Origin of the sequence: Gordonia sp. HS-NH1 (assembly GCF_001418765.1) — a bacterium.
In the GTDB taxonomy this organism is placed as follows: domain Bacteria; phylum Actinomycetota; class Actinomycetes; order Mycobacteriales; family Mycobacteriaceae; genus Gordonia.
The window spans coordinates 181,653-194,800 of record NZ_LIYC01000004.1; the positions used below are offsets into that span (position 1 = coordinate 181,653).

The window sequence follows — 13,148 nt, forward strand, 5'->3', positions numbered from 1 at the left end:
GCCGGGTCAGTCGACCCGGAACTCCCCGAGCTCCGACCAGCTGTCACCGTCGATCGTCGTGTTGATGACGTCGGGTGTGCGCTGGAGGTACTTGGGGAGTTCCTGCTGGGCCTGCTTGAAGTGCGGAGCCGTGACGTGCGCCTCCGCGGCGTCGTCGTCGAAGGCCTCCACCAGCACATAGGTGTTCGGATCCTCGATCGACCGCGACCAGTCGAACCACTTGTTGCCGGGCTCGGCGCGCGTCGCCTCGGTGAATTCGCGTGACAACTCGGGCCACTCGTCGGCGTATTCGGGTTTGATCGGGAACTTCACGACGATGAGGATCATGACTCGACCCTAGCTCCACACCGGCGGGCCGACCGTCGCAGATTGCGACTGGGACGGCTGTCCCAGAATCGGTCACAAAGTGTCACGACCGGAGGCTGGGATTCACGAGACCCCGGTCGCAGCAGCGCCTAGAGTGTGAAACAGACAACAATTGTCCTCACTTCAGGCTGCAACGGAGGCACCATGCCGGACATCACCAAGTTCTACATCGACGGCCAGTGGGTCGAGCCCGCAGAGCTCAACCTCATCGACGTCATCAACCCGGCCACCGAGAAGTCGGCCGGTCAGGTCGCCATCGGTGGTGCCGCCGACGTCGACGCCGCGGTCGCCGCCGCCCGCCGGGCTTTCGTCACCTGGGGGCAGACCACCGTCTCCGAGCGTCTCGAGGTGCTCAACCGGATCATCGCCGAATACCAGAACCGCATGGGCGACCTCGCCGCCGCGGTCACCGAGGAGATGGGCTCGCCGGTCGGCCTGACCAATGCCGCGCAGGTGCCCATCGGTCTCGGCCACCTGATGACCGCCGCCGCCCAGCTCCCGGAATACAAGTTCGTCGAGGATCGCGGCAGCTCGCGCATCGCCAAGGAGCCGATCGGCGTCTGCGGTTTCATCACCCCGTGGAACTGGCCGCTCAACCAGGTCATGTGCAAGGTCGCCCCGGCCCTGGCCACGGGCTGCACCATGGTCCTCAAGCCGTCGGAGGTCGCACCGTTCAGCGCGGCGATCGTCGCCGAGATCTTCGACGCCGCGGGCGTGCCCGCGGGCGTGTTCAATCTCGTCAACGGTGACGGCCCCGGCGTGGGCGCCGCTCTGGCGAGCCACGAGGGCATCGACATGATCTCGTTCACCGGTTCCACCCGTGCCGGTATCGAGGTCGCCAAGACCGCTGCGCCGACCGTCAAGCGCGTGGCCCAGGAGCTCGGCGGCAAGAGCCCGAACATCATCCTCGACGACGACGACTTCGCGAAGAACGTCGCCGGCGGCATCGCGACGATGATGATGAACTCGGGACAGTCCTGCAATGCTCCGAGCCGGATGCTCGTCCCCGCGAGTCGCGTCGACGAGGTCGCCGAGATCGCCAAGGGCGTCGCCGCCGAGCTCACCGTCGGCGATCCCACCACCGACGTGAAGCTGGGGCCGGTCGTCTCCGAGGCGCAGTTCGACAAGATCCAGGGCCTCATCGAGCGCGCCGTCGCCGACGGTGCCACCGCGGTCGTCGGCGGTGCCGGCCGTCCCGAGGGTCTCGAGACCGGTTACTACGTGAAGCCGACCGTCTTCACCAACGTCACCAACGACATGGAGATCGCCCGCACCGAGGTGTTCGGCCCCGTCCTCGTGGTCATCGCGTACGACTCGATCGACGAAGCGGTCAAGGTCGCCAACGACACCGAATACGGCCTCGCCGGCTACGTGTCGGGCAAGGACGTCGACGAGGTCCGCCGCATCGGATCGCAGATCCGCGCAGGCTCGATCTCGCTCAACGGCGCCCAGCTCGACCCGAGCGCACCGTTCGGCGGTTACAAGAAGAGCGGCAACGGACGCGAGTGGAGCGACTACGCCTTCGACGAGTTCCTCGAGGTGAAGTCGCTGCTCGGCTTCGGCGCCTGAGGGCGTAGACCTCTCGTACACCCGGTGACGCCGCCGGGCATTCCTGATCGGAGTGCCCGGCGGCGGCGTCGAGCGGTCCCGCCGCGCGGGTCGCGGCACGAGCGGTGGCCGAATCCGATATCTCGCAAGTCCGGACAGAGCTTCGCGAACGTCTTACGCTGGCCGAACGACTTCGACCGCGGCGGCTCGATGCCCCGCGGTCGATTCCACATCTTTCGGGGGGAAGAGCGTCCACGTGACGCAAACGGGGGGACAGTGTTTCGAGTTCTTCGCGCGGCGGCTGCCGCGTGTCTGGTGGTTGCGTGCCCGGTGGTTCTGACTCTGGCCGCCACGCCTGCGGTCGCGGCGCCCGCCGAGTCGCGCATCGTGTCGGTGGCGCAGGAGTCACCCACCCGCGCAGCGGTCTGGGTCTACTCGGCGGCGATGTCCAAGAAGATCAAGCTGTTCGTCCTGACGCCACGAGTCAAGACCGGGCCCCGGCCGACGCTCTACCTCCTCGACGGGGCGGGTTCGCGCGGCAACGACAGCGGCTGGCGCGGAGCCGGCAACGTCGATGAGTTCTTCGGCGACAAGGACGTGAACGTCGTGCTCCCGACAGGTGCGTACGGGAGCCAGTACGCCGACTGGGAGCGCCGGGACCCACGGGTGGGCCGACCCATGTGGGAGACGTTCTTGACCAAGGAACTTCCGCCGCTCATCGACGCGCGCTTCGAATCCGATGGTTCCCGGGGTATCGCCGGCGTCTCGATGGGTGGACAGGCGGCGTTCACGATCGCCTCCCGCACCCCGGCGCTGTACCGCGCGGTGGCCTCGATCAGTGGCTGTCCACCGGTGTCCTCGCCGCAGGGCGAGACCTACGTCCGGGCGACACTCGCCCGCGGCGGGGCGAACGCGGACAATCTGTGGGGAACGGTCGGGTCCCGGGGCTGGCGTGACCACGATCCCGCGCTCCGTCTGGACAGCCTCCGCGGGAAGGCCCTCTACCTGTACTCCGGCGCGGGCCGCCTCGGACCCGCCGACATCAAGCGCGACGTGACACCCGAAGAAGGCCTGTACCAGGTGGTGCTTGCCGCGTCATCGGCCTTCGAGATCGCGACCAGCGACTGTTCGCGCCGGTTCGCCGGGCAGTTGCGGCGCGCGGGCCTGCCCTTCACCGACGCCTTGCAGGACGTCGGAACCCACCATTGGTACTACTGGGAGAAGGAACTCCCCAACATGTGGAAGGCCATCGCGCCGGCCCTGTGAGGGGAATCCCGGTACATACGTATCCCCTTGTCCGCGTGGCTACGATCGGCGCATGCAGATCCCCGTCGTGTCCGACACCGGCCCCGTCCTCGACGCCGAGGTGTTCGGCGAGGGCGAACCGCTCCTGCTCATCGGCGGCATGTCCGCACACCGCGGGATGTGGACCGACGAGCTCCTCGACGAGTTGACGCCGCACTTCTCGGTTGCCGTCTACGACCACCGGGGCATCGGGGCGAGCAGTCGCGCCGAGGGGCCGTTCACCATCGCCGACCTGGCCGACGACGCCCGCGGAATCCTCGACGGACTCGACTGGGACAGCGCCCACGTCCTCGGTACCTCCATGGGCGGCATGATCGCGCAGGAACTCGCCCTCGCCGCCCCGGACCGCGTGCGCAGTCTCGTCCTCGGGTGCACCACCGCGGGTGGCCCCGGAGCCATCGGCGCGCCCGGCGCGATCCGCCTCGTCGAGGCGATCTCCTCCCGCGACGCCACGCGCGTCGCCCGCACCGCGTTCGAGGTCAATCTGTCGCCCGGGTACACCGCCCACACCGGGGCGTTCGACCGTTTCGTGTCGATGTCGACGCAGCGCCGCGTGCCGTCGGCCGTCGTCGCGTGGCAGGCGGGCGCATGCGCGGGACACGACACCCGCGACCGGATCGGATCACTCACCATGCCGACCGCGGTCATCCACGGGGACGTCGACGAGGTGATCGCGGTCGCCGAGGGCGAGCGTCTGGCCGATCTCATCCCGCAGGCGACCCTGACACGGTGGGCCGGCGTCGGGCACATGTTCTGGTGGGAACGTCCGGGCGACACCGCCGAGGTCGTCAGGAAAATTGCCCGAGAAAATCCGTCGGGCCGGTAACACCGGTCCCCTCTCCGAACGACATCCCTGACATCGGCACCGTGTGATCGGACGGCCGCGTATGTCAGGAGCTCCATGTCGCACTCGCACAGCGAACCGCCCGTTCCCTCCACCCCCGCGGGCCAGACGCCCGAGTCGCCGCGCAGATTCTCACCTCGACGCCGAGTCCTCACCGGCATCTCGGTGGTCGTGATCCTCACCCTCGGCCTGTTCGGGGCGAGCACGCTGCTCAACTCGTCGAACACCGCAAGCGCCTTGCGCGGGCATCCCGAGGTCCTGCGACCGGGGTGTACCTGGGACAAGTCGGGCAACTACGTCCAGAACTGCAAGGTGTGGTCGGAGTCGCAGAAGCGCGAGGTGATCGTCCAGATCCGCGCCTCGAGCGGCAGCGACAGCGGCGTCTACCTGCTCGACGGCATGCGGGCCAGCGAGACCCGCTCGGCGTGGACCACCGATGTCCAGGCCGCCAAGGTCTACGACGCCAAGGCCGACACCACCCTGGTGATGCCGGTGGGCGGCGCGTCGTCGTTCTACACCGACTGGGACGGCGGCGCCGGTGACAAGAACACGATCATCAAGCAGGAGACGTTCCTGACCTCGGAGCTGCCGGGCTACCTCGAACGCGAGTTCGGCGTGGCACGCAACAACAACGCGATCATCGGACTGTCGATGTCCGGCGGACCGGCGGTGACCCTTGCCGAGCGCCACCCGGAACAGTTCAAGGTGGTCCAGGCGATGTCGGGTTACTACCAGACCGACAACCCGGTCGGCGCCCTCGGCGTCATGGCCACTCAGACGATGGTCTCGAACTACGTCAACGGCGTCGTGAACATGTGGGGCGCGCCGGGAAGTACCCGCTGGACCGACAACGACCCGTCGAAGAACCTCACCCAGTTGGCCGACAACGGCCAGGTCCTCATCATCTCCTCGGGCAACGGATTCCTGTCCCCCTCGGAGATGGCCAAGCTGTCGCCGCAGGACCAGCTCAGCGCGATGGCACTCGAGATCCTGTCCGCGGTGTCGACCGTGCTCATGCAGCTGCAGGCGAAGCAGGCCGGCGTATCGGTGATCTCGTTGCCGAACTACGGCGGCCACACCTGGGAGAACTGGGGACGGGCCCTCGGCGACGGTAAGGACCACGTGCTGACCACGCTGCGCAACAACCCGCCGGTGACCGCGAAGACGACGGTCGTCTCCGCCTCGGGCGAACCCGATCCCGAGGCACCCGCGAAGGTGACCCTCGCGGCGAAGAAGGCAGCCGAGGAATCGCCGGCCCTCGACCTCTTCGGTCTGTCCGCCACGGACTCCTCCGCATCCGAATCCGCTTCGGAGTCGGCGTCCTCTGCCGCCGAGTCCTCGTCGGCCGAGTCGTCCTCATCGGAGTCCTCGTCGGCCGGACTCGCTCCGTCCGCGGTCTCGGGGTCGGAGTCGGTGGACGCGACCGCCCCGGAGTCCAGCACCGAGACCAGCGCGCCGAATGCACCGCGGCTCGCCCCCAGGGGTCCGGGCTCGTCGGCCCCCAGCAGCTCGAGCACCACCCCGGTTCCGTCTCGCTGAACCCACTCCACGCTCGCCGTTTCCCTACCCGCTCACCGAAATCGGGTGAGCGGGTACGGGACAGGTGAGCGACCGGTCCTCGACGGCCCGATCTGCTGCTAGCGTTCAGCCATGACCGCCGCCGACCACGATCTCGCCGATCTCGTCGGCGTCGACACGACCGTCGTGGTCCTGGCCTCCGGAGCGATCCTCGTCTGGGCGCTCGCGCTGGGTGTGTGGAAATACCACGGCATCCGCACCTCGCCGGAGCGGACGGCGCACGTGTACGTCGACATCGCGCATCGGGCGGCACTGATGTACTCGTTCGCCACCCTCGTGCTCGCGGCACTGGTCGCGCTCAGCGCCTTTCCGACGGCCGTCAACGTGATCGCGGCCGCGGTCCCGATCGTCTTCTTCGTCGGCGCGATCGCCGCGTACTGCGTCCACGGGGCCCTGCGGGACACCACGAATCAGTTCGTCGATCCGACGCGCGGCACCTACCTGTTCATGCTCGCGCTCATCGTCGGCGAGATCGGCGGCGTACTGGTCCTGGTGGCCGGTGTGCTGGTGCGAGTCGCGTGAGGGGTGCTCCGCGGCTCACCGGTCCGCGGTGTGGCCGCGCAACCACGTCGTGACCGCGTCGAGCACCACCTGCCGCTCGGGCTCGTTGAAGATCTCGTGGAACAGGTCGTCGTAGATCACGAGCGTCTTGTCCGCCGACCCGGCGAGTCGCTCGACGAGTTCGCTACCGCGCGGATCGGTGAGCGCGTCCTCGCTGCCGTGCATCACCAGGACGGGCACCTGCAACGACGGTAGGCGCTCGGGAAACGACCGCATGGTGCCGATCATCGCGCCGCCGAGTCCGGCCGGGATCTTGCCGCGCGTCACGAGCGGATCGGCGTCGTAGGCGGCGACGACGGCCGGGTCCCGGGAGATGCTCGACGAGCTCAGCTCGGTGGTGGGCAACCCCGGTGCGATCCGTCCGATCAGCGGCGCGAATCGCACGGCCAGGTCGGGCAGGTCGTCGCCGGGCAGAACGGCGGCGCCCGACAGGATCAGACCGTCGAGCTTGTCCTGGTGATCGAGCGCGTAATCGAGGGCGATGCACCCGCCCATGCTGTGCCCGATCAGAAACGTCGGGACGCTTCCGTCGGCGACGTGGGCGAGGACGGTGTCGAGGTCGTCGGTGAAGTCGGCGAACCGGCGTAGCCGAAGGCGCTTGCCACCCGACCGTCCGTGACCGACATGGTCCGGGATGGCCACCAGGTAACCCTCGTCGACGAGCCGCTCGGCCACATGCAGATATCGCCGACCGTGCTCGGCGAGACCGTGCACCACGACGACGACGCCGCGCGGACTCTCCTGGGGCCGATGGATGTCATAGACGATGGTGTGCCCGTGCCGACCGCGAAAACTGTGTTCTTCCGGTGTCATTCCCTGATCTCGTTTCGATGTTCAGCGCCAGCCGAGCCGGGCGACCACGGACTTGCCCGCCGACTCCAGGGCGCCCAGCGGCTTGAGGGCGGTTTCGCCGATACCGACGAGCGCCTCGACCCGTCCGACGACGCGCTCGAGCCGGCCGACGATGTCGGACATGCGGTCGACGGTGGCGTCGACCTGGTCCAGGGTCCCCGAGAGGCGCACGAGCGTCGAGTCGAGTTTCGCGATGGTCGAGTTCAGTCCGTCCAGCGTCGGTCCGAGTCCGTCGAGGGTCTCGCCCATGTCGGCGAGGATGCCCTCGAGTTGTTCGACGGTCACATCGGCATTGAGTGCGGCCTGCGCCAGCTTCTTGATGCGCTGACGTTCCGGCGGTCTCGGTGATGCGTGCTCGCCCCTGTCGGCCATGGGGTGGATTATGGCCCATCCGGGCCGCGCCGGGTGCCGGGTCGGGCGAACCCTTCGAGGCTCGTCGCCATCGCTCCTCGCACCACAGGAGCAGCGGGGCGGCGGTCGTGACCTGACAAGCTCTCGTGACCGACAGACCCTCACGCGAGCTGCGGGGCGACCTCCGAGGCGACCAGCTCGAGGTGGTCGAGGTCCGACAGATCCAGGGTCTGCAGATACATGCGTGTGACGCCCAGCTCACCGTAGGTCGCGATCTTCGCGGCCACCTCGTCCGGCGTTCCCGCAGCCCCGTTCTCGCGCAGCTCCTCCGGCTCCCGGCCGATGGCCTCCGCCCGGCGCCGGAACTCGGCTTCGTCGCGGCCGCAGCACAATACGAGCGCCGCGGAGTAGGTGAGGGACGCGGGGTCGCGACCCGCGTCCAGACACGCCGTGCGGACGCGTCCGATGAGATCACCGGCGACGTCGAGGGGTTGGAACACGACATTGAACTCGTCGGCGAAACGCGCCGCCAGCGCGGGTGTCCGCTTCTTGCCGCTGCCTCCGATGATGATCGGCGGGCGCGGACTCTGCACGGGTTTGGGCAGGGCCGGTGACCGCGAGAGGTGAAAGTGCTTGCCCTCGTAGTCGAACTCGTCACCCAGCGGGGTCTGCCAGAGCCCGGTGATGATCTCGAGGTTCTCCTCGAGGCGGTCGAACCGCTCCTTCAACGGCGGGAACGGAATCCCGTACGCCTCGTGCTCGCGCTCGTGCCAACCCGTCCCGATCCCCAATTCGACACGGCCACCGCTCATCTGGTCGACCTGGGCGACCGCGATCGACAACGGTCCGGGCAGGCGGAAAGTGGCCGACGACACAAGGGTCCCCAACCGGATGCGTGAGGTCTCGCGGGCCAGGCCGGCCAATGTGATCCACGCGTCGGTGGGTCCGGGTAGGCCGTCGCCGCCCATGCCGGTGAAATGGTCGGAACGGAAGAATGCGTCGTAACCCAGTTCCTCGGTCGCCTTGGCGACGGTGAGCAGGTCGTCGTAGGTCGCACCCTGCTGGGGCTCGGTGAAGATTCTCAGCTGCACGTTTTCAACCTACGCCGAGTGGGCACACCTCCGATGGCGAGGCGGCGTCCGGCCGGACCCCATCCGGCCCGACGGCCATTCCGAATCGCTCCACGCACGACACCGTTCCTCGACAAAGGAGTTCCATCATGAAGACGGTCACTCGCACAGCACTTGGATTCGTCGTCGCAGCCGCAGGTGCGACCGCGGTATCGCTCGCAGCCGCACCGTCCGCGAGCGCAGCACCCACCATCTGTCCGGCGCTGCCCGGACAGTCCGCGTCGGCGGACTCCTGCAGTGCGGAATCCGGCCCGTCCGGACTCGCACTGGCCATCACCGACAACGGCGGCATCGCCTCCTCCACCGCCGACAACTTCGCCGGACCCGCGGCGATCGCCCTCGGCCCCGGCGCGACGGTCACCATGGACGGAATACGCCCCGGACTCGCCATCGGTATCGCTGGGCCCGGCGGCGAAGTCGTCGTCGATGGCAAGAACGGGCCGACCTGCAAGGGACCGGCATTCGCGGGCGACTTCCAGACCTTCAAGGGCTGCCTGTCCTGACGCCGCTCCCCTTCCGCCACAGGGATTTTCAGCGCAGCCGCCCTGCTCCCTGAGGGTGTGCGATTCTTTCGGATCAGGGCTTTGCGCGTCAGGACAGCAGCCCGCGCACGTATGCGGCCTGACCGATGTGCTGGGTGTCGTCGTCGATCACGCTGAGGAGTCGTACGCCCAGCGTGACCGGCGGGTCCCAGTTCCGGTCGACGATGCGATCGAGATCTGAATCGGTCAGCGCGTCGATGTAGTCGACGCTCACCGCGTGGGTTGCGTCGTAGTAGTCACGGAGCAGGCCTGCGTCGTCGACGATCACCCGTGCCGCCTCGTCGGCGGATTGCCCGTACCCGATCTCCGCCGGGGAGAACGGGAGACCGAAGCGGTCGGCCCATCCACCCGTCGTCCAGACCTCGTCGGACCCGGCCACGTCGGCGACGTGGGAGTCCTGCACGCGGGTCAGATGCCACACGAGCCAGGCGATCGTGTTGGCACCGGGTGCCGGTGCGGTGTTCAACAGCTCAGACGTGGCCCCGTCGAGAACGGCGTGAACGTTCTCGGCAACTCGTCCGAGACCGTCGAGCAAGACCTCTGAAGATCGCATGGAGCAAGTTTAGGTTCGCCGTGGGCACAACGATGGCTACTCCCTCGATCCGGCAGCATCATTCCTCCGGTGTCAGAACCGAACACCCCCCGCAAGATCCGTTTCAACGCCTTCGACATGAACTGCGTTGCGCACCAGTCGCCCGGACTGTGGCGTCACCCCGACGACCGGTCGCGGAACTACAACACCATCGACTACTGGGTTGACCTCGCCCGACTGCTGGAGACCGGCGGATTCGACGGCCTGTTCATCGCCGATGTCCTCGGCACCTACGACGTGTACGCCGGCAACGACGAAGCCGCGATCCGCCAAGGTGCGCAGATCCCCGTGAACGACCCGCTGCTGCTGGTCTCGGCGATGGCGCACGCCACCGAGCACCTCGGCTTCGGGGTCACCACCGGCACCGGTTTCGAGCATCCCTACCCGTTCGCCCGCCGTCTCTCGACGCTGGATCACCTCACCCGCGGCCGGATCGGCTGGAACGTCGTCACGGGTTATCTCCCTGCCGCGGCCCGCAACATGGGCGCCGACGACCAGCTCGAGCACGACGAGCGCTACAACCAGGCCGACGAGTACCTGACCGTGCTGTACAAGCTGTGGGAGGGTTCGTGGGAGCGCGATGCGGTGCTCCGGGATCGTGAGGCGGGCATCTTCGCCGACCCGGCCCGGGTCCACCACATCGGTCATCGCGGCAAGCATTTCACCGTGCCGGGAATCCATCTCGCCGAGCCCTCGCCACAGGGTTCGCCGGTCATCTACCAGGCCGGCGCCTCGCCGCGCGGTCGCCGCTTCGCCGCGGAGAACGCGGAGGCGATCTTCGTCGCCGCGCCGACCAAGGCCATCCTGCGCGACGTCGTGAGCAAGGTGCGCGACGAACTGGTCCTCGCCGGGCGCGACCCGTACGACGCGAAGATCTACACGCTGCTGACGATCATCACCGATTCGACACCGGAGGCCGCCCGCGCCAAGGCCGCGGAGTACCAGTCCTACGCCAGCGCAGAGGGCGCACTGGTCTTCATGTCGGGATGGATGGGCATCGACCTGGCCGGTTACGAGATCGACGAACCGATCGGCAACGTGCACAGCAATGCCATCCAGTCGGCGGTGGCCGCGTTCCAGCAGGCCAGCGACACCGGCGAGGAATGGCGCGTGCGCGACATCGCGGCGTGGGGCGGCATCGGCGGGATGGGGCCCGTCCTGATCGGCTCCGGGGACGAGGTGGCCGAAGCCCTGCAGGACTGGGTGACCGAGACCGACGTCGACGGCTTCAACGTCGCCTACGCGGTCACACCCGGATCGTTCGAGGACATCATCACCCACGTGGTACCGGCCCTCGAGCGACGCGGGCTCTACGACCGGTCCTATGTCCCGGGAACCCTGCGCCACAAGCTCTTCGGGCGCGGAGATCAATTGCCCGAGAACCATCGCGGGTCGACCTACCGGGTCGGCGGGGTCAACTCGACCATCGACGATTCGATTCGGGTCACCGGCGCCGGGAGCGGAGCGAGCGGGCCGAATGTCACCGGCGCCGGGAGCGGAGCGAGCGGGCCGAATGTCACCGGCGCCGGGAGCGGAGCGAGCGGGCCGAATGTCACCGGCGCCGGGCGCGGAGCGGAACTGATCGGCGCGGCAGAGGGGAAACTCCGGTGATCGAGGTAGTGGGGCTGACCAAGGTGTTCGGGGTCGGTTCGCCCGATCCGACGACGGTTCTCGACGAGGTCGACTTCACCGTCGATGCCGGTGAGATCTTCGCTGTCGTCGGCCCGTCGGGGGCGGGCAAGAGCACCCTGGCCCGGTGTCTGAACCTGCTGGAACGCCCGACGTCGGGAAGGGTCGTCGTGAACGGTGAGGATCTCACCGCGCTGGGCACCTCGGGTCTTCGCGATGCCCAGCGCCGGATCGGAACAGTGTTCCAGTCGGCGAGTCTGCTGTCCCGCCGCACGGCGGCGCAGAATGTCGCACTGCCTCTCGAATATCTCGGTGCGACAAAGCGGTCGACCGCGTCGAGGGTCGGTGAGCTGCTCGACCTGGTCGGCCTCGCCGACAAGGCCGACCGGTACCCGCATCAGCTGTCCGGCGGTCAGCGACAGCGCGTCGGCATCGCGCGGGCGCTGGCACTCAAACCGTCGGTCCTCCTGTCCGACGAGGCGACGTCGGGTCTGGATCCCGCGGCCACGGACACGTTTCTGCGACTCCTCACCGACGTGCGGGACGAACTGGGCCTCGCGGTGGTGTTCATCACCCATGAGATGGACACGGTCGTGCGCGTCGCCGACACTGTCGGCCGACTCGACCGTGGCCGCATCGTCGAACACGGCCGGCTGGAGCAACTCGTCCTGGACCCGGATTCCGTTCTGGGGCGCGCATTGCGACCGCGTGGCCCGAGCGCCGAGCCGGCGTCGGCCGAGACCCCGGTCTCGGTTGTCTACAACTCCTCGACGGTTCCCGCGGACTGGCTGACGCGCCTGGGCAAGCGCCTCGACCTCTCGATCTCGGTTCTCGGCGCCAACGTCCAGACCATCGACGGGACCGTCTTCGGCGACCTCACCGTGTCGGTGCCGACCGGGCACGCGGCGGCGTTCATCGGCGCCGCGGGCGAGTTGGGCCTGGCTGCAGGGCTTCTCACCGAGGCCACCGTCCAGGGCGGCGCCGGCGAGGAGACACCGGGCGCCTCCGGCACCAAGACAGAGAGCGCCTCCGGCACCAAGGGCGCGGAGGTGGCCGCGTGAGCACCACATACTCGGCGAACATCACGGTGCCGCTCGACGAGATCCCCGACCTGCTCATCCCGGCGGCGATCGACACGGTCCTGATGGTGAGCATCGTGATGGTCGTCGTCCTGGTGGTGGGCGTGCCACTGGGCGCGCTCATCCACAATCTCGCTCCCGGTGGGCTTTTCGCGAGGCGGTCGCTGCACACTCCCCTGTCGTGGGTCATCAGCATCGGGCGTTCGTTGCCCTTCCTGGTGCTGATGACGGCGATCATCCCGTTCACCCGCCTCATCACCGGCACCAACATCGGTATCGCCGCGGCGGTGGTCCCGATGTCGATCGCCGGAATCGCCTTCTTCACACGCATTGTCGAGAATTCGCTCCGGTCGGTCCCGGCGTCGACCATCGACGTCGCACGCGCCTCCGGCGGTTCCAATGCGCAGGTCATCTGGAAGGCACAGGTTCCCGAGGCACTGCCGAGCATCGTGGGCGGTCTGACGATCAACACGATCGCGATGATCGAGTACTCCACCATCGCCGGCACGATCGGCGCGGGCGGACTCGGCTACGTCGCGGTCACCTACGGATACCAGCGATTCGACCAGGGGGTGATGGTCGCCACCATCATCGTGCTCATCGTGACGGTGGCGATCATCCAGGTCGCGGGCGACGCGCTCGCCCGCAGCCTCAACCCGGTCACATCCCGCCGGGTCAATCACTGACCCGGACAACCCCATTCGCACACCGCACCTTGCTCACTCCCTGAGGTGCGTCACACGCGCGACCCATCCACACCCGAAAGGCCAC

14 protein-coding genes are annotated in these 13,148 nt (G+C 68.1%); 9 read left to right on the top strand and 5 right to left on the bottom strand.

The window, feature by feature from the left end; genetic code table 11:
• Positions 1 to 6: 6 nt before the first annotated feature.
• Entirely contained in the window at positions 7 to 327 is a 321-nt protein-coding gene (locus AMD30_RS05455; protein WP_010841768.1) for a putative quinol monooxygenase, read from the bottom strand.
• 183 nt (positions 328 to 510) lie between these two features.
• Between AMD30_RS05455 and AMD30_RS05460 the strand changes: the two genes are divergently transcribed.
• The 5 genes from AMD30_RS05460 (at position 511) to AMD30_RS05480 (ending at position 6,163) form a co-directional block, all read left to right on the top strand.
• Positions 511 to 1,935 carry an aldehyde dehydrogenase family protein gene (locus tag AMD30_RS05460; protein WP_055474932.1) on the top strand — a complete coding sequence of 475 codons (1,425 nt, stop codon included), beginning with the start codon at positions 511 to 513 and terminating at the stop codon, positions 1,933 to 1,935.
• Positions 1,936 to 2,244: 309 nt separating this feature from the next.
• Positions 2,245 to 3,180 (top strand): alpha/beta hydrolase, encoded by a 936-nt coding sequence (locus AMD30_RS05465; RefSeq protein ID WP_055474981.1) that lies wholly within the window; start codon positions 2,245 to 2,247, stop codon positions 3,178 to 3,180.
• Between the two features lie 52 nt (positions 3,181 to 3,232).
• A complete protein-coding gene (locus AMD30_RS05470; protein WP_055474933.1) occupies positions 3,233 to 4,045 on the top strand; it encodes an alpha/beta fold hydrolase in 813 nt (270 codons plus the stop codon).
• 75 nt (positions 4,046 to 4,120) lie between these two features.
• On the top strand, positions 4,121 to 5,602 hold the full coding sequence (locus AMD30_RS05475; protein ID WP_055474934.1) for an alpha/beta hydrolase: 1,482 nt from the start codon (positions 4,121 to 4,123) through the stop codon (positions 5,600 to 5,602).
• A gap of 111 nt (positions 5,603 to 5,713) precedes the next feature.
• The gene (locus tag AMD30_RS05480) at positions 5,714 to 6,163 is read left to right on the top strand and encodes a hypothetical protein (protein ID WP_055474935.1); all 450 of its coding nucleotides are present in this window, start codon (positions 5,714 to 5,716) and stop codon (positions 6,161 to 6,163) included.
• Positions 6,164 to 6,178: 15 nt separating this feature from the next.
• On the opposite strand, the gene AMD30_RS05485 is transcribed toward AMD30_RS05480, so the two are convergent.
• From AMD30_RS05485 to AMD30_RS05495, 3 genes are all read right to left on the bottom strand, one after another.
• Positions 6,179 to 7,015 (bottom strand): alpha/beta hydrolase, encoded by an 837-nt coding sequence (locus AMD30_RS05485; RefSeq protein WP_055474936.1) that lies wholly within the window; start codon positions 7,013 to 7,015, stop codon positions 6,179 to 6,181.
• Between the two features lie 21 nt (positions 7,016 to 7,036).
• Positions 7,037 to 7,426 (bottom strand): hypothetical protein, encoded by a 390-nt coding sequence (locus tag AMD30_RS05490; protein ID WP_010841761.1) that lies wholly within the window; start codon positions 7,424 to 7,426, stop codon positions 7,037 to 7,039.
• Between the two features lie 140 nt (positions 7,427 to 7,566).
• On the bottom strand, positions 7,567 to 8,496 hold the full coding sequence (locus AMD30_RS05495) for an LLM class F420-dependent oxidoreductase (protein WP_055474937.1): 930 nt from the start codon (positions 8,494 to 8,496) through the stop codon (positions 7,567 to 7,569).
• Between the two features lie 128 nt (positions 8,497 to 8,624).
• Here AMD30_RS05495 and AMD30_RS05500 point away from each other — a divergent pair, with 128 nt between their 5' ends.
• Positions 8,625 to 9,038: a hypothetical protein gene (locus AMD30_RS05500; protein ID WP_010841759.1), complete on the top strand. Its 414-nt coding sequence runs from the start codon at positions 8,625 to 8,627 to the stop codon at positions 9,036 to 9,038.
• 88 nt (positions 9,039 to 9,126) lie between these two features.
• Here the strand turns inward: AMD30_RS05500 and AMD30_RS05505 are convergent, their stop codons facing one another.
• Positions 9,127 to 9,630, bottom strand: coding sequence for a mycothiol transferase (locus AMD30_RS05505; protein ID WP_014926057.1), 504 nt, complete (start codon positions 9,628 to 9,630; stop codon positions 9,127 to 9,129).
• A 69-nt stretch (positions 9,631 to 9,699) separates the two neighbouring features.
• Between AMD30_RS05505 and AMD30_RS05510 the strand changes: the two genes are divergently transcribed.
• From AMD30_RS05510 to AMD30_RS05520, 3 genes are read left to right on the top strand one after another with little or no spacing between them, the layout of a single operon-like run.
• Complete coding sequence (locus tag AMD30_RS05510) at positions 9,700 to 11,280, top strand: LLM class flavin-dependent oxidoreductase (protein WP_197282743.1); 1,581 nt, start codon at positions 9,700 to 9,702, stop codon at positions 11,278 to 11,280.
• Positions 11,277 to 12,359 carry a methionine ABC transporter ATP-binding protein gene (locus AMD30_RS05515; protein ID WP_055474938.1) on the top strand — a complete coding sequence of 361 codons (1,083 nt, stop codon included), beginning with the start codon at positions 11,277 to 11,279 and terminating at the stop codon, positions 12,357 to 12,359. The genes AMD30_RS05510 and AMD30_RS05515 overlap by 4 nt, the downstream gene beginning before the upstream one ends.
• Positions 12,356 to 13,063 carry a methionine ABC transporter permease gene (locus AMD30_RS05520; protein ID WP_010841755.1) on the top strand — a complete coding sequence of 236 codons (708 nt, stop codon included), beginning with the start codon at positions 12,356 to 12,358 and terminating at the stop codon, positions 13,061 to 13,063. The genes AMD30_RS05515 and AMD30_RS05520 overlap by 4 nt, the downstream gene beginning before the upstream one ends.
• Positions 13,064 to 13,148 lie beyond the last annotated feature (85 nt).

Coding starts and splice junctions, on each gene's coding strand:
- AMD30_RS05455 (WP_010841768.1), bottom strand. CDS start 327: ATGATCCTCATCGTCGTGAAGTTCCCGATCAAACCCGAATACGCCGAC.
- AMD30_RS05460 (WP_055474932.1), top strand. CDS start 511: ATGCCGGACATCACCAAGTTCTACATCGACGGCCAGTGGGTCGAGCCC.
- AMD30_RS05470 (WP_055474933.1), top strand. CDS start 3,233: ATGCAGATCCCCGTCGTGTCCGACACCGGCCCCGTCCTCGACGCCGAG.
- AMD30_RS05475 (WP_055474934.1), top strand. CDS start 4,121: ATGTCGCACTCGCACAGCGAACCGCCCGTTCCCTCCACCCCCGCGGGC.
- AMD30_RS05480 (WP_055474935.1), top strand. CDS start 5,714: ATGACCGCCGCCGACCACGATCTCGCCGATCTCGTCGGCGTCGACACG.
- AMD30_RS05485 (WP_055474936.1), bottom strand. CDS start 7,015: ATGACACCGGAAGAACACAGTTTTCGCGGTCGGCACGGGCACACCATC.
- AMD30_RS05490 (WP_010841761.1), bottom strand. CDS start 7,426: ATGGCCGACAGGGGCGAGCACGCATCACCGAGACCGCCGGAACGTCAG.
- AMD30_RS05500 (WP_010841759.1), top strand. CDS start 8,625: ATGAAGACGGTCACTCGCACAGCACTTGGATTCGTCGTCGCAGCCGCA.
- AMD30_RS05505 (WP_014926057.1), bottom strand. CDS start 9,630: ATGCGATCTTCAGAGGTCTTGCTCGACGGTCTCGGACGAGTTGCCGAG.